At 60.0% G+C, this 18,037-nt stretch carries 18 protein-coding genes; 8 read left to right on the top strand and 10 right to left on the bottom strand.

Annotation, left to right across the window (positions count from 1 at the left end):
* Nucleotides 1-57: 57 nt before the first annotated feature.
* From rsxC to AC1DU9_RS23365, 4 genes are all read left to right on the top strand, one after another.
* The gene (gene rsxC, locus AC1DU9_RS23380; RefSeq protein ID WP_223463358.1) at nucleotides 58-1,458 is read left to right on the top strand and encodes an electron transport complex subunit RsxC; all 1,401 of its coding nucleotides are present in this window, start codon (nucleotides 58-60) and stop codon (nucleotides 1,456-1,458) included.
* Nucleotides 1,455-2,429 (top strand): RnfABCDGE type electron transport complex subunit D, encoded by a 975-nt coding sequence (locus AC1DU9_RS23375; RefSeq protein WP_223463357.1) that lies wholly within the window; start codon nucleotides 1,455-1,457, stop codon nucleotides 2,427-2,429. Before rsxC ends, AC1DU9_RS23375 begins: the two co-directional genes overlap by 4 nt.
* 278 nt (nucleotides 2,430-2,707) lie before the next feature.
* Nucleotides 2,708-3,328: a dihydrofolate reductase family protein gene (locus AC1DU9_RS23370; RefSeq protein ID WP_477810856.1), complete on the top strand. Its 621-nt coding sequence runs from the start codon at nucleotides 2,708-2,710 to the stop codon at nucleotides 3,326-3,328.
* A gap of 76 nt (nucleotides 3,329-3,404) precedes the next feature.
* A complete protein-coding gene (locus tag AC1DU9_RS23365; RefSeq protein WP_223463355.1) occupies nucleotides 3,405-4,208 on the top strand; it encodes a glycosyltransferase family 2 protein in 804 nt (267 codons plus the stop codon).
* 77 nt (nucleotides 4,209-4,285) lie between these two features.
* On the opposite strand, the gene sorB is transcribed toward AC1DU9_RS23365, so the two are convergent.
* The 3 genes from sorB to mqo form a co-directional block, all read right to left on the bottom strand.
* Nucleotides 4,286-4,930 (bottom strand): SorB family sulfite dehydrogenase c-type cytochrome subunit, encoded by a 645-nt coding sequence (gene sorB, locus AC1DU9_RS23360; protein WP_223463354.1) that lies wholly within the window; start codon nucleotides 4,928-4,930, stop codon nucleotides 4,286-4,288.
* A gap of 10 nt (nucleotides 4,931-4,940) precedes the next feature.
* On the bottom strand, nucleotides 4,941-6,182 hold the full coding sequence (gene sorA, locus AC1DU9_RS23355) for a SorA family sulfite dehydrogenase catalytic subunit (protein WP_477810855.1): 1,242 nt from the start codon (nucleotides 6,180-6,182) through the stop codon (nucleotides 4,941-4,943).
* 301 nt (nucleotides 6,183-6,483) lie between these two features.
* Nucleotides 6,484-8,130: a malate dehydrogenase (quinone) gene (gene mqo / locus AC1DU9_RS23350; RefSeq protein WP_223463352.1), complete on the bottom strand. Its 1,647-nt coding sequence runs from the start codon at nucleotides 8,128-8,130 to the stop codon at nucleotides 6,484-6,486.
* Between the two features lie 429 nt (nucleotides 8,131-8,559).
* Between mqo and ilvD the strand changes: the two genes are divergently transcribed.
* Nucleotides 8,560-10,242, top strand: a complete 1,683-nt coding sequence (gene ilvD, locus AC1DU9_RS23345; protein WP_477810854.1) for a dihydroxy-acid dehydratase — start codon at nucleotides 8,560-8,562, stop codon at nucleotides 10,240-10,242.
* Nucleotides 10,243-10,436: 194 nt separating this feature from the next.
* Here ilvD and AC1DU9_RS23340 read toward each other — a convergent pair whose 3' ends face one another.
* Nucleotides 10,437-11,087 (bottom strand): DUF2238 domain-containing protein, encoded by a 651-nt coding sequence (locus tag AC1DU9_RS23340; RefSeq protein WP_223463350.1) that lies wholly within the window; start codon nucleotides 11,085-11,087, stop codon nucleotides 10,437-10,439.
* Nucleotides 11,088-11,243: 156 nt separating this feature from the next.
* Here AC1DU9_RS23340 and AC1DU9_RS23335 point away from each other — a divergent pair, with 156 nt between their 5' ends.
* A complete protein-coding gene (locus AC1DU9_RS23335) occupies nucleotides 11,244-11,675 on the top strand; it encodes a nuclear transport factor 2 family protein (protein WP_223463349.1) in 432 nt (143 codons plus the stop codon).
* Nucleotides 11,676-11,748: 73 nt separating this feature from the next.
* Here AC1DU9_RS23335 and AC1DU9_RS23330 read toward each other — a convergent pair whose 3' ends face one another.
* Nucleotides 11,749-12,564 carry an AraC family transcriptional regulator gene (locus AC1DU9_RS23330; protein WP_223463348.1) on the bottom strand — a complete coding sequence of 272 codons (816 nt, stop codon included), beginning with the start codon at nucleotides 12,562-12,564 and terminating at the stop codon, nucleotides 11,749-11,751.
* A gap of 134 nt (nucleotides 12,565-12,698) precedes the next feature.
* Here AC1DU9_RS23330 and AC1DU9_RS23325 point away from each other — a divergent pair, with 134 nt between their 5' ends.
* On the top strand, nucleotides 12,699-13,217 hold the full coding sequence (locus AC1DU9_RS23325) for a carboxymuconolactone decarboxylase family protein (RefSeq protein ID WP_477810853.1): 519 nt from the start codon (nucleotides 12,699-12,701) through the stop codon (nucleotides 13,215-13,217).
* 26 nt (nucleotides 13,218-13,243) lie between these two features.
* Entirely contained in the window at nucleotides 13,244-13,495 is a 252-nt protein-coding gene (grxC, locus tag AC1DU9_RS23320) for a glutaredoxin 3 (protein WP_223463346.1), read from the top strand.
* A gap of 349 nt (nucleotides 13,496-13,844) precedes the next feature.
* Here grxC and AC1DU9_RS23315 read toward each other — a convergent pair whose 3' ends face one another.
* The 5 genes from AC1DU9_RS23315 to AC1DU9_RS23295 form a co-directional block, all read right to left on the bottom strand.
* Nucleotides 13,845-14,201: a type II toxin-antitoxin system RelE/ParE family toxin gene (locus AC1DU9_RS23315; protein ID WP_477810852.1), complete on the bottom strand. Its 357-nt coding sequence runs from the start codon at nucleotides 14,199-14,201 to the stop codon at nucleotides 13,845-13,847.
* A 14-nt stretch (nucleotides 14,202-14,215) separates the two neighbouring features.
* Entirely contained in the window at nucleotides 14,216-14,464 is a 249-nt protein-coding gene (locus tag AC1DU9_RS23310; RefSeq protein ID WP_046037234.1) for a type II toxin-antitoxin system Phd/YefM family antitoxin, read from the bottom strand.
* Nucleotides 14,465-14,875: 411 nt separating this feature from the next.
* Entirely contained in the window at nucleotides 14,876-16,384 is a 1,509-nt protein-coding gene (locus AC1DU9_RS23305; protein WP_223463344.1) for a tripartite tricarboxylate transporter permease, read from the bottom strand.
* A 15-nt stretch (nucleotides 16,385-16,399) separates the two neighbouring features.
* Complete coding sequence (locus tag AC1DU9_RS23300; RefSeq protein ID WP_223463343.1) at nucleotides 16,400-16,882, bottom strand: tripartite tricarboxylate transporter TctB family protein; 483 nt, start codon at nucleotides 16,880-16,882, stop codon at nucleotides 16,400-16,402.
* Nucleotide 16,883: 1 nt separating this feature from the next.
* Nucleotides 16,884-17,849 (bottom strand): Bug family tripartite tricarboxylate transporter substrate binding protein, encoded by a 966-nt coding sequence (locus AC1DU9_RS23295; RefSeq protein WP_457266141.1) that lies wholly within the window; start codon nucleotides 17,847-17,849, stop codon nucleotides 16,884-16,886.
* Between the last annotated feature and the right edge of the window lie 188 nt (nucleotides 17,850-18,037).

Genomic DNA, 18,037 nt, shown 5'->3' with positions numbered 1-18,037 from the left:
CCATCATATGCATTAGCGCATAGGGGTGTTTTTTGCCCAAAAATTGGAGGACAGAAAATGTCTAACCATTCGTTGCAGAGCGTCGAGCGCATGCAGAGCCGCGTCCGCGCCCAGCGCCAGCCGCAACAGAAACCCTTCTGGCGCAGCCTGCTGGCCATCGCCTCACCCTCACAGCTTAGTTGGCACGGAGGGATCGAGCTCAGGGGCTACAAAGAATTATCCAACGCCACGCCGGTTGCCTCGGTCCCGATTGCAAACATACAGCTGGCGATTCCGCTCGAGCGCGGTCGCCGGTCCGTCCAGCCTTGCGTGCAGCCGGGACAGCATGTGCGCAAGGGCGAGGTGATCGGTATTGGCGATGACAACACCCCTTGGGTGCATGCCAGCACCTCCGGCATCGTGGAACGGATTGATCTCGCCTTCGCGGCCGACTCGGCCGGGCCGGTCATGGCCGTCATTCTGAACGCAGATGGTCTGGATGAGTGGATCGAACGCCCGGTGCCGGGGCTGCCGCAAACGCCCGAGGCGCTGGTCGAACGAGCATTGCAGATGGGCATAGTCGGTCTTGGCGGGGCGGGTTTCCCGACGGCCCTCAAGCTGGCCGGCGCCCGGCAGCCCGATCTTCTGCTGATAAACGGTGCCGAATGCGAGCCCTTCCTTACCTGCGATGACCGTCTCATGCGCGAACGTGCCGAGGCGCTGATCGAGTACGCCGACTATGTCGCCACCCTGATGGGAATAACCCTGACCCGCTTCGGTATCGAAACCAACAAACCTGAGGCGATTACCGCGTTACGCGCCGCCGCTCGCCAGGCGCGCACCCGGGTCGAGATATGGCCGCTACCGGCGCGTTACCCGGCAGGAGGGCAGCCGTTGATGATCAAGGCCCTTAGTGGCCGCAGTCTGGCACCAGGGACCCTGCCCGCCGATATCGGCGTACTGGCGCTGAATGTCGCGACGCTCTACGCACTGGGCCGGGCCATCTTCCACGGCGAACCACTGGTAAGACGCGTGCTGACGCTGACCGGGGACTGCAAGCGCCCCGGGAATGTCCTGGTGCCRGTGGGTTACCCGGTCAGCGCACTGCGCGCACTTGCTGGCGCAGCCCCCGAAGGCCAGTTGACCCAGGTCGGCGGGCCGATGATGGGACAGCCGTTACCGGACCCCACTGCCGTCATCAGCAAGACCAGTAGTTGCCTGATATTCGGCGCCGAGCGCTACTTGCCGGCACCTCAGCCCGCAAGCAGTTGCATTCGCTGTACGCGCTGCGTGGATGTCTGCCCGATGTCGCTCAGACCGCTGGATCTCTACGCTGCGGCCGAGCGCCTTGACAAGGCCAGCCTGCAGGAACTGCGATTGGATGCCTGTATCGAATGCGGCAGCTGCAGCAGCACCTGCCCGAGCAATCTGCCGCTGCGCGAACGTTTCCGCCAGAGCAAGACGGAGCTACGTGCATGAGCCTGATACTTCGTTCTACCGCGCACCGACAACTGCGCACAATAATGCTGCTGGTCAGCCTGTGTCTCCTGCCGGGCACCACCCTGTACGCCTGGCAATTTGGCATCGTGGTCTGGTTGCAGACCTTCTGGTGCGTGCTGCTCGCCCTGGGCTTCGAAGCAGGCCTGCTGCGCCTGCGCGGACGTAATGTCCGTGAGGGTTTGAGCGACCTGAGCTGGCTGGTGCTAGGCCTGATACTGGCTCGGGCATTGCCGCTGCTGGTGCCGCTGTGGATGATCGCCCTGGCCAGTTTTGCCGCGCTCGCACTGTGTAAACACGGCAGTGGAGGCCTGGGTCGCAACCGCCTCAACCCCGCCATGGTTGGCCTGGGGATCATCGCTATCTGCTTCTACCAGCAACTGTACCCTGCGCCTTCGAACTATGCCCCCTGGACTCTCGCCCTGGACGCCAAGGCGGTTCTTCTACAACAGTTGCAGCTGGCGCCACGCCTTAACCTCGATGCGTTCGCCGGCGCCACTCAGTTGGCCAAGAACCAGTTCACACTGATCACCCCCAATCTGTCGGGGTACGGCTACATTGCCGGCGGTTTGATGCTGGCAGTCCTGCGGGTGATCCGAATCGAGATTCCGCTGGCGATGCTCGCAAGCACAGTATTGCTGTGTATGGCAGCCGGTCATAACCTACAGGAAAGCCTGTACAACCTCAGTCTCGGTGGCTATCTCTTCACCGCCTTCTTCATCGCCACCGATCCGGTCACCAGTCCCGATACACGCGCCGGTCGCATCCTCTTCGGCGTGGCCATTGGAGCGGTGACTGAATTGATTCGCGAATTCGGGCTTTATGCCGATGGTCTGTGCTTCGCCGTGCTAACCGCCAATCTGCTGGTGCCGCAGATCGACCAGTTGGTGCTGCGCTTACAGAGCCCCTGGTACACACGAACACCTGGCACTCAGAGCCTGTGCAGCGGGTAGCCCGCGCCTCTTCGGCGGGTACCCGACACACCTTGCGTGGTTAGATTCGCGCTCACGTATGCGGCAGCAGTTGACCGGCTACCGCATTACGTCGTGCGTCCACCAGCGGCCACTGGAAAACAGGGGCTTATCGCAATGCATTCCCACGAGAAATAAAAACTGCGCAGCCTGTTGTCGATTTCACAGCGTCCGGTTCGACTATCTTTCAGGCAATGGTCTCAAGGGATCGCAGACTTCCCTGCCTGAACTCTTTCACCCGGATGAATCAGGAGAAGAACATGCGCACACTCACCGTTGCCGCGTTCGTGAGTCTGGACGGCGTCATGCAAGCGCCCGGCGGGCCTGAGGAGGACACCAGTGGCGGATTCCGCTTCGGTGGCTGGATCGTCCCCTACGCCGACAAAACCACCGGCCAAGCCGTACAGGACCTGTTCTCCCAGCCTTTCGAGTTGCTGCTGGGACGTCGTACCTACGACATCTTCGCCGCCTATTGGCCCCACATTCAGGCCGACTCCACCCACCACACCATTGCTGATCTGTTCAACGGCGTACCCAAGCACGTGGCCACCCATCGCGCCGATTCGCTGGCCTGGCAGAACAGTCATGCGCTGCAGGGCAACCTGGTCGAAGCGATCAGCGCGCTCAAGCGCCAGGACGGTCCTCAGCTACTGACCCAAGGCAGCGGCGAACTGGTGCGCCAACTGCTTGCCGCCGGCTTGGTGGACGAGTTGCGGCTGATGATTCATCCCATCCTGCTGGGGCGCGGCAAGCGTTTGTTCGACGACAATGCACAAGCGTCGGCCTTCACCTTGTTGAACTCGATCAGCTCGCCCGGCGGTGTGCTGATCGCCCGTTACATCCGCAGCGGCGAGGTGCGCACAGGCACATTCGAGCAATAGCCCGGGTGAAATTAAGCCTGGGCTAAGGTTGCCTCTGTTAGTCTTCGCCGCTTTTGCGTCATAGAGCATTTCGAAGATGGGTAGTGTCGATACAAACGCCAAGCCACCGTTCAGCATCGTTCTGGTTAATTACAAAACCCTTGATTTGACCAGGATCTGCCTGGACCTGTTGCGCGAGCCTGTACGCAAAGCCGCAATCCCGGTCTGGGTGGTGGATAACGGTTCGGCGGACGCCAGCGTCGAGTATTTGCGCTCACTCGACTGGATCAATCTGATCGAACGGGATGCCCCCACCAAAGAGCCGGGCCACATCGCCCATGGCAAGGCGCTGGACATGGCGCTGGCCAGGGTTGATACCGACTATCTGTTCCTGATGCACACCGACACGTTCGTCTTCGATGCAAACGTCTTTGCGATGATGATGGACCACTGCACAAAAGATCGAAACGTCGCAGCGGTCGGTTGCACGGAACAACTCAACCGCGGACTGCCAAGGACCCTGTGGCGCTTCACTTCGCGCCTGCTCAAGCACCATTACCGGCGCCTCAAGCAATCGCTCGGCCTACGATCAAAAGAGCCGAAACCCTACAGGGAAACTTACTTGAAAAGCTTTTGCACACTATGGAATTGCAGGCTGATGAAGCAGCAGGGTCTGCACTTTCAGATCGACGACCGTGTGCCCGGTTATGAGTTGCAAGACCGGGTGATCGGGCTTGGCTACAAGGTCGTGTTTCTGTCGCCCGGCAAAATCTTCAAGTACCTGGACCACGTCCAGGCCGGCACCGTTGCCGCTGCTGGCGGTTATGGCCAGAACCATCGACGGACCAAGATGTACCAGGACATTCTCAAGCGCTTCAGTGCCAACACCTGGATGCCTTGAACAAACCTGCGCCCCCCAAAAAAGCCCACTGACCGTTGCCGGTTCAATGGGCTTTTTCGCATCAGGCTAACGCTGATTCATTGCTTCATGATGAACGTCGCCAGGCTCTTCAGGTCGTCCGAACTCAACTGCGCGAACGGTGGCATGGGCACATCCCCCCACTTGCCGCTACCGCCGTGCTGAATGCCCGACATTACCCGGGCCAGTGCCTGCGGGTCATTGGCATACTTGACCGCCACATCGTGATAGGCCGGGCCGACGACCTTGTGGTCGACCGCGTGACAGGACAGGCAGGCGTTGTCCTGAAGCAAGGCCGAGGCGACTTTCGCTACCGACACCGTCGGTGGCTGATCCGTCGGCGGGGTCGAGGCCGCCTGAACACCGGCATCGCTCGCTTGGGCACTACCGTAGGTCACTGCCAGATAGGCGCCGATCACTTTCACCTCTTGGTCGCTGATCGGCGCACCGTACACCTGCTGCATCTTGCCTGCTTCAGCGGTCCATTGCGTCAGGCTCATGCCGGGCGGCTGGAAGTTGATGTAATCGGCCGAATGGCAGATCGAACACTTCTGCTGCGCCAATGGGTAGCCCGGCAACGTACTGGGCTTGAGCGCCACCGTTTCGGGCGGCAAGGTGATCGACAGTGGCGCTGCACCAGCCAGGCTGGCCAGACCAACCTGAGCCGCGCACAGCACGGCGCTCATGAGTTTCACAAGTTTCATGCAGTCCTCCTCAGGCGACGGTCACGTGGGTGGTTTCGACGACATGGCGGCGGTAGCCAGCGGGGTTCCAGTCGGCTTGCAGCGGCTGCGTCTCGCCCGCACTGTTGCTGGCCCGCACCATCAACTGCGTGGCGCCCTTGCCGGTAAAGCTGATCGGCAGTGTCCACTCCCGGAAGGAGAAACGGCCAAGGTCCTGCCCGAGCTTGGATTCGCGCCAGGTTTTTCCGCCGTCGATCGACACCTCCACCTTGTTGACCCCAACGCCACCGTCGAACGCGATGCCCTTGAGTACCACGCTTTTGTTCAGCGGCAATACATCGCCGTGTTTAACGCTGGTGATGAAACTGCGCACCGGCAATTTGGAAATCGGCAGGGTTTTCGCCGCCGTGGTGCCGGGGGCAATGCAGAAGCAATCGTTATCCGGAACCCGGTACGCCTTGGCCATGAAGAAACCGTCATAGGTATGGTCGATGACCTCGATCTCACTCAGGTGCTTGACCCAATACGTGCCGAAATAGCCCGGCACCACCAGACGAATCGGGTAACCGTTGAGAAATGGCAGGTCGGTGCCATTCATCGACCAGGCAATCATCGGCTCACCGTCCATCGCATGGCTGATGTCCAGCGCCTTGATGAACTCCGGCGTGCTCGGCAGCACGGGTTTATCCAGCCCACGGAAGGTCACTTGCGCGGCACTGGTTTTCACACCGGCCTTTTCCAATACTGCCTTGAGCGGCACCCCCACCCAGCGCGCATTGCCCATGGAGCCATTGCCCAACTGAGCGCCGAACACCCGCGGCATCGAAAAGCCACGGCTGTTACCCGAACACTGATTGACGGCCACCACTTCCACCGGTTCGGCGAGGGCCTTGAGCTCGGCGAGGGAAAGTGACAGCGGCGTGTCGACCGTGCCCTTGATCGTCAGGCGGTAGCTGTCGGGATCGATGCTGGTCGGGAAATTGGCCAGGTGATAACGCACGAAAAAGGCGTCATTGGGCGTGATCGGCCCTTCGTTGAACACCGGGAATGGCGTCTCCAGATGCGGCGGACGCGTGGTCACCAGGGTCAACGGGCGTTTTTGCGGGAATTGCACCAGCGGTCGTGGGCCAGCGGCAAAGGTCACTTCTTCGGCGTTTTCATCGGCTGCCCTGGCGAGGCTTGCCAACGGCGAGGCCGCCACAGCCAGAGTGAAAGCATCGCGTAAAACCCGCCGGCGGCTCAGCTGGCTGCTGTCTACAAAACTGAACTTCATTTTGCGCTCTCTCTGATTGTTTTATTGAGATGCAACTGACAGTCCTTCATCAGAATAGTGGGGCAGGACTTCATGTGCCAATGCGGTTTCGCTTTACTGTTCGAGATCGGTAAACCGCCCAGTATCGTCACGTGCAAACTGTCTGCTTCACATTGAGCGTCAGAGACTTGGCAATTGATGACAGCGCGGCCGATACGTGTGGATTAGAGCGCCCGTCTTCAAACAATGTCTTCGCTATCGCCCACAAAAAAACCCACTGACCGTCGCCGGTTCAGTGGGCTTTTTTTGATCCGGTCTCTAATTACAGAGCCATATCACTCGCAGCATTAGCCTTCGGAGCCTTCACAGCAGTATCGACAGTCACTGGCTTCACAGCCGGTGCGATCACCGCTGGTGGCGGAGTCAGCTGCAACACCCTGGCGGTGTAGGCCCACTCTTCAGCGACTTTCTCAGGGCTGGCGTTCAGCTGGGTGCCGTAGCTCGGTACGATCTGGTGCAGCTTGGCCTGCCACTCAGGGGTCGCGACCTTGTCCTTGAACACTTTCTGCAGCACGGTCAGCATGATCGGTGCAGCGGTCGATGCACCTGGCGAAGCGCCCAGCAGGCCGGCGATGCTGCCGTCTTGCGATGCGACGATTTCGGTGCCCAGTTTCAGCACGCCACCGGCGGCTTCATCACGCTTGATGATCTGCACGCGCTGGCCGGCTTGCCACAGGCGCCAGTCTTCGGCCTTGGCGTTCGGGAAGTATTCTTTCAGGGCGTTCATGCGGTCTTCGTCAGACAGCATAAGCTGGCCTGCCAGGTACTCGACCAGCGGGTATTCCTTGATGCCGACCTTGGTCATTGGCCACACGTTGTGGGTGGTCGTGGTGGTCAGCAGGTCCAGGTACGAACCTTCTTTCAGGAACTTGGTGCTGAAGGTCGCGAATGGGCCAAACAGGATCACGCGCTTGCCGTCCAGCACGCGGGTGTCCAGGTGTGGAACCGACATCGGCGGTGCACCAACGGAGGCTTTGCCATAGGCCTTGGCCAGATGTTGTTCGGCGATGGTCGGGTTATCGGTTACCAGGAACGAGCCGCCCACCGGGAAGCCTGCGTATTCACGGGCTTCAGGAATGCCGGACTTTTGCAGCAGGTGCAGGGCACCGCCGCCGGCGCCGATGAACACGAACTTGGCGTCGGTTTCGGTCTTGCTGCCGTCTTTCAGGTTCTTGTAGCTGACGCGCCAGCTGCCGTCTTCGTTCCTGGTGATGTCCTGCACTTCGCTGGACAGCTTCAAATCGAACTTCGGCGTAGTTTGCAGGTGCGCGACGAACTGGCGGGTGATCTCGCCAAAGTTCATATCGTTGCCGAGCTGGCTCCAGGTGGCCGCGACTTTCTGGTTCGGGTCACGCCCTTCCATCATCAGCGGCACCCACTGCTTGATCACAGCCGGGTCTTCGGAGTACTGCATGCCGGCGAACAGCGGGCTCGCTTGCAGGGCTTCGTAGCGCTTCTTCAGGAACTTGATGTTGTCATCGCCCCACACAAAGCTCATGTGCGGAGTGGAGTTGATGAACGAACGCGGGTTCTTCAGCACGCCTTGCTGAACTTGCCAGGCCCAGAACTGACGCGAGATCTGGAAGGCTTCGTTGATTTCAACGGCTTTCGCGATCTGGACGTTGCCCTTGTCGTCTTCCGGGGTGTAGTTCAGCTCGGCCAGGGCGGAGTGACCGGTACCGGCGTTGTTCCAGCCGTTGGAGCTTTCCTGGGCGACGCCGTCGAGGCGCTCGACCATTTCCATCGACATGCCAGGTTCCAGCTCATTGAGCCAGACACCCAGGGTCGCGCTCATGATGCCGCCGCCAATCAGCAATACATCGACTTTCTTTGCCTCTTGCGCGTGGACGCAAGACATCCCCATCGACAAAGCCAGCCCCAGCAGGGCCGTGTTCACTTTCTTAAACATCTGTAGCACCTATGATAAAACGCCATCCGCCCTTCCATCCTCACGCGCACAGCCCCATGTTTCACGGCAGTCACGGATGCGGCACTCAAGGATTGCAGGGTGGGCACACAAGGCCGACGAACCGCGTCGACCCCAGTTTAATGTCCCTTCTGAACTGACTTTTTATCTTTATTGGCTTCAGCTACTTGAGCGACAGTGATTCCGTCGGCACGTCTTGCGGACATGCAAACTGAATAGGTCAAACCAAGTTGGCGCGCAGAATATCACGACAAGGCTTACCCGCGCGTCTGTTGCCGACCGGTTAGTCCGGGCCCGGGCGCCCGGCCTTCTATACTCATCCTGTTTTTCTCAACGAGTGTGTGAGGAACAGCCATGAGCGATAGAAACAGCCATGAGCGATAAGAACAGCCATGAGCGACAGGAGAAGTCATGAGCGATAAAGACGATCTGCGCAAATACTCATCCCACGTCATCGACGGCGTAGAGGCTGCACCGGCACGCGCCATGTTGCGGGCCGTGGGCTTTACCGATGCAGACTTCCAGAAGCCGCAGGTCGGCATCGCCTCGACCTGGGCCATGGTCACGCCCTGCAACATGCACATCGACAAGCTGGCGCTCGAAGCCGAAAAAGGCGCGAATGCCGCGGGCGCCAAGGGCGTGATCTTCAACACCATCACCATTTCCGACGGCATCGCCAACGGCACCGAAGGCATGAAGTATTCGCTGGTGTCCCGCGAGGTCATCGCCGACTCCATTGAAGTGGTGGCCGGTTGCGAGGGATTCGACGGCCTGGTGACCATTGGCGGCTGCGACAAGAACATGCCGGGGTGCCTGATCGGCATGGCGCGGCTGAATCGCCCGTCGATCTTCGTCTATGGCGGCACCATCCAGCCGGGTGCCGGCCATACCGACATCATTTCCGTGTTCGAGGCCGTGGGCCAGCACGCCCGCGGCGACATCAGCGAGATCCAGGTCAAGCAGATCGAGGAAGTGGCGATTCCCGGCCCCGGTTCCTGTGGCGGCATGTACACCGCCAACACCATGGCCTCAGCCATTGAAGCATTGGGCATGAGCCTGCCCGGTTCCAGCTCCCAGGACGCCATTGGCGGCGACAAGGCCTCGGACAGTTTCCGCGCCGGCCAGCAGGTCATGGAACTGCTCAAGCTCGACCTCAAGCCTCGCGACATCATGACCCGTAAAGCCTTCGAGAACGCCATTCGCGTGGTGATCGCCCTCGCCGGCTCGACCAATTCCGTGCTGCATCTGCTGGCCATGGCCAACGCGGTGGATGTCGAACTGACCCTGGATGACTTCGTCGAGCTGGGCAAGGTTTCCCCGGTGGTCGCCGACCTGCGCCCCAGCGGCCAATACATGATGAGCGAACTGGTGGCCATCGGCGGCATTCAACCGCTGATGAAACGCATGCTCGATGCCGGCATGCTGCACGGCGATGCGCTGACCGTCACCGGCCAGACCCTGGCGGAAAACCTCGCCAGCGTGCCCGACTACCCGGCCGGCCAGGACGTGATCCGGCCTTTCGACCAGCCGATCAAAAAAGACTCCCACCTGGTCATTCTGCGCGGCAACCTCTCGCCCGGCGGCTCCGTGGCCAAAATCACCGGCAAGGAGGGGCTGCGCTTCGAAGGCACGGCCCGGGTCTATCACGGTGAGGAAGGTGCGCTGGCCGGCATTCTCAATGGTGAAGTGCAGCCCGGCGAAGTGATCGTGATCCGCTATGAAGGCCCCAAGGGCGGACCGGGCATGCGCGAAATGCTCTCGCCGACGTCGGCGGTCATGGGCAAAGGCCTCGGCAAGGAGGTGGCGCTGATCACCGATGGCCGTTTCTCCGGCGGCTCCCACGGTTTCGTGGTCGGTCACATCACGCCGGAAGCCTTTGAGGGCGGGCCGATTGCGTTGGTCGAGAATGGCGACAGGATCATCATTGATGCGCAAACCCGGCAAATCACAGTGGATGTCTCCGATGCCGTGCTGGCCGAGCGCAAGTCCCGTTGGGTGCGGCCGGAATCGAAATACAAGCGCGGGGTGCTGGCCAAGTATGCAAAGACCGTGTCCAGTGCTTCGGAGGGGGCTGTGACGGATAAATATCTTTAGGGCGCTGGTCCAGCGTTGTCTGGGCTATTGCCATCGTCGGAACGCCGCCCGGAGCAAGCTCGCTCCCACAGTGAATCAGGTGTACGCAGCATTTGTGTACAATCCCAATCCCTGTGGGAGCGAGCTTGCTCGCGATGGCGTCCTGTCAGGCAACCTCTACCTCAACAGCTACCCCGCCGAAGCCGTCTGCCCGATCACCTTGCAGTCGTCATCGCTTGTTTTTGCACCCTGCCGCACAGGGACACCAGCAACAGAGTGGCAAACGCACCGACTACCGCGACGGCCATGTCCTTTTGCGAGTCCCAAGGGTCGTTTTGCGCGCCGACGAAGGCGTTCGCGGTGTCATTGCCCAGAAAGGCCCCGCCGATCCACTCCACCAGTTCGTACACGGCGGACGTCGACAGCATGATGTTCAGGGTCACGAAAAACAGCCAGAACCCGCGCAGCGAAGTCAGACGCCACAGGACTTCGCGCACCGGATAAGCCAGCAGCAGTCCGTAGCTCAAGTGCACCAGTCGGTCGTAGTGATTGCGATGAACACCTGACACCTGATCGAAACTGAAGCCGAACCATGCCAAAGACCAATGATCGTAAGGCACCAGGGAATAGGTGTAGTGGGCACCCAATTCATGAACGCACAGGAACGCAAACACCAGCGTGATGGACGCCGCCGACAAGCGGAACCGGCGAGAAACCGCCACCAACGTCCCGACCAGCAACAGCACCAACAGGTTCTCCAGCGCCCAGTCCACCCGGCTGCGGGGAGAAAAACCCGACACCACGACAATCAGCAGAAACACCATCAGCAACATCAGGTCGTGCCGTAAACGCGGGTCAGGCTGCATGGCGCAATACCTCGAAGTCAGGACATGGCCCTTTTAACTTCGAGGCAAGGCCGCCGGGCAAGTTCGCTTTTTTCCTCCACCGCATGATAAGTTGTACGATGACTGACAAATATTCGTCCAGTCATGACGCTACCCCATAACAACAAGGAAACACCCATGAAAAAAGCAAAAGTGCTGATAGGTTTTCTGTGCCTGTTCAGCGGCTACGTCGCCGCTACCCCAGCTGCCGCGGACAAGGACGTGGCCCAGGCTGTCGACCACCTGACCCAGGCCATGCTGCACAAAGACATTCCGGAGCTGAACGCCTTGACCGCCGAGAACCTGACCTACGGGCATTCCAGCGGCAAGATCCAGGACAAGAAAGCCTTCATCGCCGACATCGAAACCGGCAAAAGCGCGTTCAAGACCCTTGAGATGCAAAACCAGACCATTACCGTCTCCGGCGATGTCGCGCTGGTCCGTCACCACTTCTCGGCGCAAGCGCTCAAAGGCACCGAAGTGGTGCCAACGGAAATCGAGAACTTCCAGATCTGGCAAAAACAGGACGGTAAATGGCTTCTGGTGGGACGGCAGGCGTTCAAGTTCTGATGCTCACGTAAGAAGCCGCACCGCCGGACCTGTGGGAGCGAGCTTGCTCGCTCCCACAGGGTTTTCGGGTGAATCAACCACCTTTCCACTCCCTGGGACTGAGCCCGGTTTTGCGCCGAAACGCCCGGGCCAGCGCCGAGGGGCTTTCGTAGCCGACTTCCTCGGCGATCAACGCAATCGGCCGACCTTCGCGCAGGCGTTTCTGCGCCAGGCTGATGCGCCAGCTCACCAGGTAATCCACCGGCGTCTGCCCGACCACCCGGCGAAAGTGCTCGGCGAAACTGGCCCGCGACATGTTGGCGGCGGCCGAGAGTTCGGCCACGCTCCAGGCCTTGGCCGGGGATTGATGCATCAGGCTCAGCGGCCGCGCCAGGCGCGCATCGGCAAGGCCGGCCATCATGCCCGGTTGCTGGCCAGTGGTGCTCAAGATGTGCCGCAGCAACAGAATCACCAGCAGCTCGAACAGGCGATCCATCACCGCTTCGCGTCCGCACGTACCGTTAAACGCCTCGTTGAACAGCCATTCCAGGGTCCCGGCCAGGGTCGGGATTTCATCGAGCTTGAGCACCAGAAAATCCGGCAGCGCCGCCGCCAGGGCATTGCCCGCACCGCCGTCGAAATCCAGGGTCGCGCAGACCAGTTGCGTGCCGGACGCTTCAGACGCGAACAGGCGATGACGATAGGGCCGGGGGAAAAAGATCAGGCTCGGTTCGGTCAATTGCAGATCCGGCTGATCGCCCATCTTGAGCAACAGTTCGCCAGCCTGAAGCAGGTGCAAGTGGCCGCTGGCCTGTTGGCCGTCGTAGGCGGCGGTACCGCAAAACGTGCCGCTGTGAAAGGTGCCGGCATTGACGCCGAAGTGCGTGAGCAACGTGGACAAGCGATCCATGACAAGGCTCCCGAAGGCGGATCTGGACGATCTGTCGCATATCCTCGACGATTTGCACCCAATAAGCCAGGCACTCCCCCTAACATCAGCTCCGTACCCAGCGCATACCGCGCTTCACACCACGGAGTATCACCATGACCCGCATTGCCCCGATCAGCATCGAACACGCCACCGACGCCACCCGCCCACTGCTGGAAGGCGTGCAGAAGAAAATCGGCTTTCTGCCCAACATCTTCAAAGTATTGGCCCACGCCCCGGCGGTACTGGCCTCCTACCTGCAAAACTCGGCCGCACTGGGCAAGACATCCTTGAGCGCCACGGAAAAAGAAGCGGTGTTCCTCGCCACCTCGCAGGTCAACGGCTGCGACTACTGCCTGGCGGCCCACACGCTGTTTGCCGGCAAGGCCGGGCTATCAGGTCAGGACATTCTCAGTGCGCGTCAGGGTGAACTCAACGCTTATGCCACCCTCGCCCGCCAGGTCACCGAAAGCCGTGGCCACCTGACGATCGAACAGATCGCAGCGGCCCGTGCTGCCGGCATCGACGACGGCAAGATCATCGAAGTGATCGCCCACGTGGCTTCGCAGACGCTGACCAACTACCTCAATAACGCTGCGCTGACCGACATCGACTTCCCGGCCATCGACGCCTGAATGACTTGAACGACGGAGTGCCCTCCATGAACACCGTGACCCTGTACACCACCGACACCTGCCCTTACTGCCGCAATGCCAAGGCCTTGCTGGCGAGCAAAGGCGCGGTGATGAAAGAGATCAATATCGAGCGCGACCCTGGAAAGATGCAGGAAATGCTCAACCGCAGTGGTCGACGCAGTGTGCCGCAGATTTTCATCGGCGACACCCACATCGGCGGCTTCGACGACTTGGCCAGGCTGGAGCGTCAGGGTGGGCTGATGTCGATGCTGGCCTGAGTCAGTCAGGTATTGGTTTTCCACCTGGTCCACTCCAAGACCCTGCGGGAGCAAGCCTGAACTGGTCAAGTGTCCAAAATCATCAGGCCAGTTCAGCCTGCTCGCGAAGGCGTCGGGTCAGTTGATCAAAATTAGCGGCAAACCCCTTCCTTCAGGTGGGGGAAGGATAGCGAGCCGGTATAGACGGCCCCAAGTTTTTTTTGGGGGGGGGATCCTGCTGTGCGATGTACTTTTTTATTACGTCAATTGGGGCACTGCCCCAGGATCCGATCCCAGCACTCAAGCGCCGGGATAGAAGCGACTTATACAGGCCGCTCATGACGTGATGCGTCAGAACTGGCCAGCGATATCATGCCGGAGGCTCGTACATGCTGAGCAAACAGTAACGAACGAGTGCGTCCGGAACGCTCTGCTTGTCTCTCAAAACCAGACCGAGGGCAACAGCCTTATCCGCCTCGAAAATTTCGTAGAAGACGCGATAGCCATCTGTGTTGAGTTCACGGTATTGCATGACACCCAGTTCGCTAAGTTGAGGGCTTACAGGGTAACCATAGGGTGTGACCGAGAGCTTGCGCTCGAAGACGTCAATGACGGAGTAAACCCGCGTTTCGGCAGTTGAAAACCCGTGATAGGCGGCCAGATGTTCAATCTGGTCTTCGATGCTGTATTCAGCGATTGCGGAGATGCGTACTGTGAACTTATTCATTGATTCTCCTGTTTTTATTTGTGGGCAAATCTCCTGCTCAAACGGGCTTTCAGTTCATCAGTCGAACAGTGTTTACCTTGGGCATACTCGCGCGAACTGATTGCGAGCATTTTCACAAGGGCGATTGCTTCGTCACGGCGCTTACGCTCAACGTAAGACTCCACAACATAAGCAGGCACACCGTTCTGTGTGACGACCATTGGCTCATCAAGAGGCAGGTCAGATGCGTGTTTTTTCAAAAAGCTAATTGTTTCTACTCGCATGAGAGGAAACCTCCATCCTGGGGGACGCCTGATGTGTAACGGGCGCCTGATAACGGAAAGACTCTGAACTGAACTCGAACAGAACCTTAATTGATGACCAATACGAATCGACCATCCACAGCCACCATACACCATATTTAGACCAAATCAAGACCTATAACGAACTTGATTATTTATTTTTTGTCAATGTTTATTTTTAAACTTCCGACTTTCGGTGAAGTTGAACACCGAAAATCGTGGTTTGCTTTCAATCTGCCGATCGATCGCCGGCAACTGCAGGCGTTTTTGCTTTGACATCCTCCCTCACCCCGACCTGTTAGTCGCCGCCCAGAGGAAAGAAAGGGGATTCCCTACGGCGTCAGATCGATTTCTCGCCCTGCTCGCTACCGCAGGAGTTGCGCATCGCAGGATTCAATCATCCTCATGTAACTTGATGCCGCGTTTATGCAGCACATGGGGCACCACCAGCACCAGCAGCGTCAGGGCCAGGAAGAACGCCGAGATCGGTTGCGTGACGAACACCGTCCAGTCGCCCTGGCTGATGGACAAGGCGTTACGCAGTTGTTTCTCGGCCATTGGCCCCAGCAGCATACCGACAATCACCGGGGCGACGGGGAAGTCGAAACGGCGCATCAGCACCCCGCCCCAGCCAATAGCCAACATCAGGATCAAGTCGAAGGATGAGTGGCGCATGCCATACACGCCGATGGTGGCGAATACGAGGATGCCGGCATTCAGGTAGGGCCGGGGGATTTGCAGCAGCTTGACCCACAGCCCCACCAGCGGCAGGTTCAACACCAGCAGAATCACGTTGCCGATGTACAGCGAGGCCACCAGTGTCCAGACCAGGTCGGCGGAGGTTTCGAACAGCATCGGCCCTGGTTGCAGGTTGTAGTTCTGGAACGCCGCCAAGAGGATCGCAGCGGTGGCGGACGTCGGGATGCCCAGGGTCAGCAACGGCACCAGGGACCCGGTCGCGCTGGCATTGTTGGCCGCTTCCGGGCCGGCGACGCCTTCGATGGCACCCTCGCCCTTGTTGGCGGAAAACTCCTTGGGATACTTGCTGAGTTTGCGTTCGGTGGAATAGGACAAAAAGGTCGGAATCTCGGCGCCACCGGCCGGAATCGAACCGAACGGAAAGCCGATCAGCGTGCCGCGCAACCAGGCGGGGACTGAGCGTTTCCAGTCGGCGCGGGTCATCCACAACGAGGTGAGGCGATGCCGGCCCTCGTTGGCTTCTGTCTGATAGAGCAAGCTGTACAAGGCCTCGCCCACAGCGAACAACCCGACCGCCACCAGCACCACCTCGATACCGTCCACCAGTTCGGGAACGCCCAATGTGTAGCGGGCAATACCCGAGGTCGAGTCCAGGCCGATCAAACCGATGGTCAGCCCGACGCCCAGCGAGGCAAACCCGCGCAGCATCGAAGCGCCGAGCACCGCCGACACGGTGGTGAACGACAGCACGAGGATCGCGAAGTATTCGGTCGGACCGAAATTCAGGGCCAGCCTGGCCACGATGGGCGCAAACAACGTCAGCAAAATTGTGGCGATGGTGCCGGCGACGAATGAGCCTATCGCCGCCGTTGCCAGCGCAGGTCCCGCCCGGCCGTTGCGCGCCATCAGGTTGCCTTCCAGGGCCGTGACCATGGACGACGACTCGCCGGGAGTGTTGAGCAGAATCGAAGTGGTGGAGCCGCCGAACTGCGCGCCGTAATAGATACCGGCGAACATGATCAAGGCGCCAGTGGGGTCGACCTTGGCGGTGATCGGCAACAGCAGGGCCACCGTCAGCGCCGGACCGATCCCCGGCAACACGCCGATGGCGGTGCCGAGCAGGCAGCCGATGAACCCCCACATCAGATTGATCGGCGTCAGCGCCGCGGCAAAACCCATCGCCAGGCTTGAAAGAATGTCCACAGTGTCGATCTCCTTTCAAAGCCAGATATTGATCAGCGACGGCAGGGAAACCCCCAGCCCGGCGTTGAACAGCCAGTAGATCGGCAGGGTCAAGGCAATGCCGATGGCCAGGTCCCGCAGGGGATGACGGCTGCCGAAACCCCGCGCCGAACAGGCAAACAGCAACCCGGCGGCCAGCACAAAACCGATGAGGTTGATCAGCAGCGCCACCCCGACAAGCCCCGCGGTCACCCAGGCCGCACCGGCTTTTCCACCGGGCACCGTGGCGGTGTCGTTATCCAGTTCGCGAAAGCCGCCACTGATGGCCTGATACCCCAGCAGCAGCCCCACGGCGCCCAGAAACCCTGCCACGACATAGGGATAAACGTACGCCGGCAGGATGACGAAACCCATTTCCGGCGGAAAACGGTAGGCACCCATCGCCAACACGACACTGATGGCGATCAGGCCGATGCCGACGGCCAATTGCGTCGGCACCACTGTACGTAGTGTGGCCATTTCAAATCAGCCCGACCTTGACCAGCATGGCGCGCAACCTCACGTGTTCTTCCTCGACGAATTTACCGAACTCATCGCCGGTCAGCACGCTGGGCGTCCAGGCGTTGGTCTGGATATTGTCCTGCCAGACCTTGCTGTTGGTGGCGGCCACGACCGCGTCGATCACCTCTTTACGCTGCTGCGGGGTGAGGCCCGCTGCACCGTAAACGCCGCGCCAGTTGCCGATCGTCACGTCATAGCCGCTCTCCTTGAGGGTCGGTGCCTCAATGCCGGGAACGCGCTCCGGCGCACCGATGGCCAGGACACGGAACTGACCGGTCTTGATGTATTGGCCCAACTCGGCGTAACCGCCGGTGATCACCTTGAGCTGGCCGCCCAGCGCCTGGGCAACCACCTCACCACCGCCACCAAATGCCACGTAATTCACCTTGTTGACCGGCACGTCCAGCTTGCCCGCCAGCTCGGCGATGCCGATGTGATCCACCGAGCCCTTGGAGCCGCCGCCCCAGGTGATGCTCGTCGGATTGGCCTTGAAGGCCTTGATCAGGTCATCGAGGGTCTTGTATTCGGACTCCTTGCGCACGGCGATCACGTTGTATTCGGTAAACAGCCGGGCAATCGGCGTCACATCCTTCAGGCTGATCTGCGGTTTGTTCTGTTCGATGCCCGCGACCATGATCGCGCCGACCACCAGCAAGGCGTTCGGGTCACCCTTGGTGCTGTTGGCAAATTGCGCCAGCCCCAGGGTCCCGCCCGCGCCGCCCTTGTTCTCGAAGGTCACGGCCTTGGCGGTATTGGCTTCGACCATGGCCTTGCCCAGCACCCTGGCGGTCTGGTCGTAACCACCGCCCACCGAACCCGGGGCCATGAATTTCACGGTATCCAGCGCGAAGACGGGGGCGACCAGCACGACAGCGGTCAAACCAGCGGCCATGCAGCGACTGAAACGACGGATCAAAGCGGACATGGGTATCTCCTGATTGCATTGTTTTTATAGGTGCCGTTCGCCCATCGAGGTGTGCGATGAACATGGGCCTGCGGACAAGCTTAGGCCATGGATCCGTGGGTTGATCTGTTTTGCTGAAACCACCTGCCAAGGACGCTGCAAACCCCCTGTGGGAGCGAGCTTGCTCGCGATGGCTGTGTGTCAGACAC

The organism is Pseudomonas sp. P4_C1, assembly GCF_056402155.1.
The sequence above is the reverse complement of the archived record's forward strand: the minus strand, read 5'-3'. Positions and strand labels throughout refer to the sequence as shown.

What these genes read in the sequence shown, in the direction of transcription:
- AC1DU9_RS23325 (WP_477810853.1), top strand. Translation starts at nt 12,699, where the DNA reads ATGACCCGCATTGCCCCGATCAGCATCGAACACGCCACCGACGCCACC.
- AC1DU9_RS23365 (WP_223463355.1), top strand. Translation starts at nt 3,405, where the DNA reads ATGGGTAGTGTCGATACAAACGCCAAGCCACCGTTCAGCATCGTTCTG.
- AC1DU9_RS23315 (WP_477810852.1), bottom strand. Translation starts at nt 14,201, where the DNA reads ATGAATAAGTTCACAGTACGCATCTCCGCAATCGCTGAATACAGCATC.
- grxC (WP_223463346.1), top strand. Translation starts at nt 13,244, where the DNA reads ATGAACACCGTGACCCTGTACACCACCGACACCTGCCCTTACTGCCGC.
- AC1DU9_RS23295 (WP_457266141.1), bottom strand. Translation starts at nt 17,849, where the DNA reads ATGTCCGCTTTGATCCGTCGTTTCAGTCGCTGCATGGCCGCTGGTTTG.
- AC1DU9_RS23375 (WP_223463357.1), top strand. Translation starts at nt 1,455, where the DNA reads ATGAGCCTGATACTTCGTTCTACCGCGCACCGACAACTGCGCACAATA.
- AC1DU9_RS23300 (WP_223463343.1), bottom strand. Translation starts at nt 16,882, where the DNA reads ATGGCCACACTACGTACAGTGGTGCCGACGCAATTGGCCGTCGGCATC.
- mqo (WP_223463352.1), bottom strand. Translation starts at nt 8,130, where the DNA reads ATGTTTAAGAAAGTGAACACGGCCCTGCTGGGGCTGGCTTTGTCGATG.
- AC1DU9_RS23340 (WP_223463350.1), bottom strand. Translation starts at nt 11,087, where the DNA reads ATGCAGCCTGACCCGCGTTTACGGCACGACCTGATGTTGCTGATGGTG.
- AC1DU9_RS23335 (WP_223463349.1), top strand. Translation starts at nt 11,244, where the DNA reads ATGAAAAAAGCAAAAGTGCTGATAGGTTTTCTGTGCCTGTTCAGCGGC.
- sorB (WP_223463354.1), bottom strand. Translation starts at nt 4,930, where the DNA reads ATGAAACTTGTGAAACTCATGAGCGCCGTGCTGTGCGCGGCTCAGGTT.
- AC1DU9_RS23330 (WP_223463348.1), bottom strand. Translation starts at nt 12,564, where the DNA reads ATGGATCGCTTGTCCACGTTGCTCACGCACTTCGGCGTCAATGCCGGC.
- ilvD (WP_477810854.1), top strand. Translation starts at nt 8,560, where the DNA reads ATGAGCGATAAAGACGATCTGCGCAAATACTCATCCCACGTCATCGAC.
- sorA (WP_477810855.1), bottom strand. Translation starts at nt 6,182, where the DNA reads ATGAAGTTCAGTTTTGTAGACAGCAGCCAGCTGAGCCGCCGGCGGGTT.
- AC1DU9_RS23370 (WP_477810856.1), top strand. Translation starts at nt 2,708, where the DNA reads ATGCGCACACTCACCGTTGCCGCGTTCGTGAGTCTGGACGGCGTCATG.
- AC1DU9_RS23310 (WP_046037234.1), bottom strand. Translation starts at nt 14,464, where the DNA reads ATGCGAGTAGAAACAATTAGCTTTTTGAAAAAACACGCATCTGACCTG.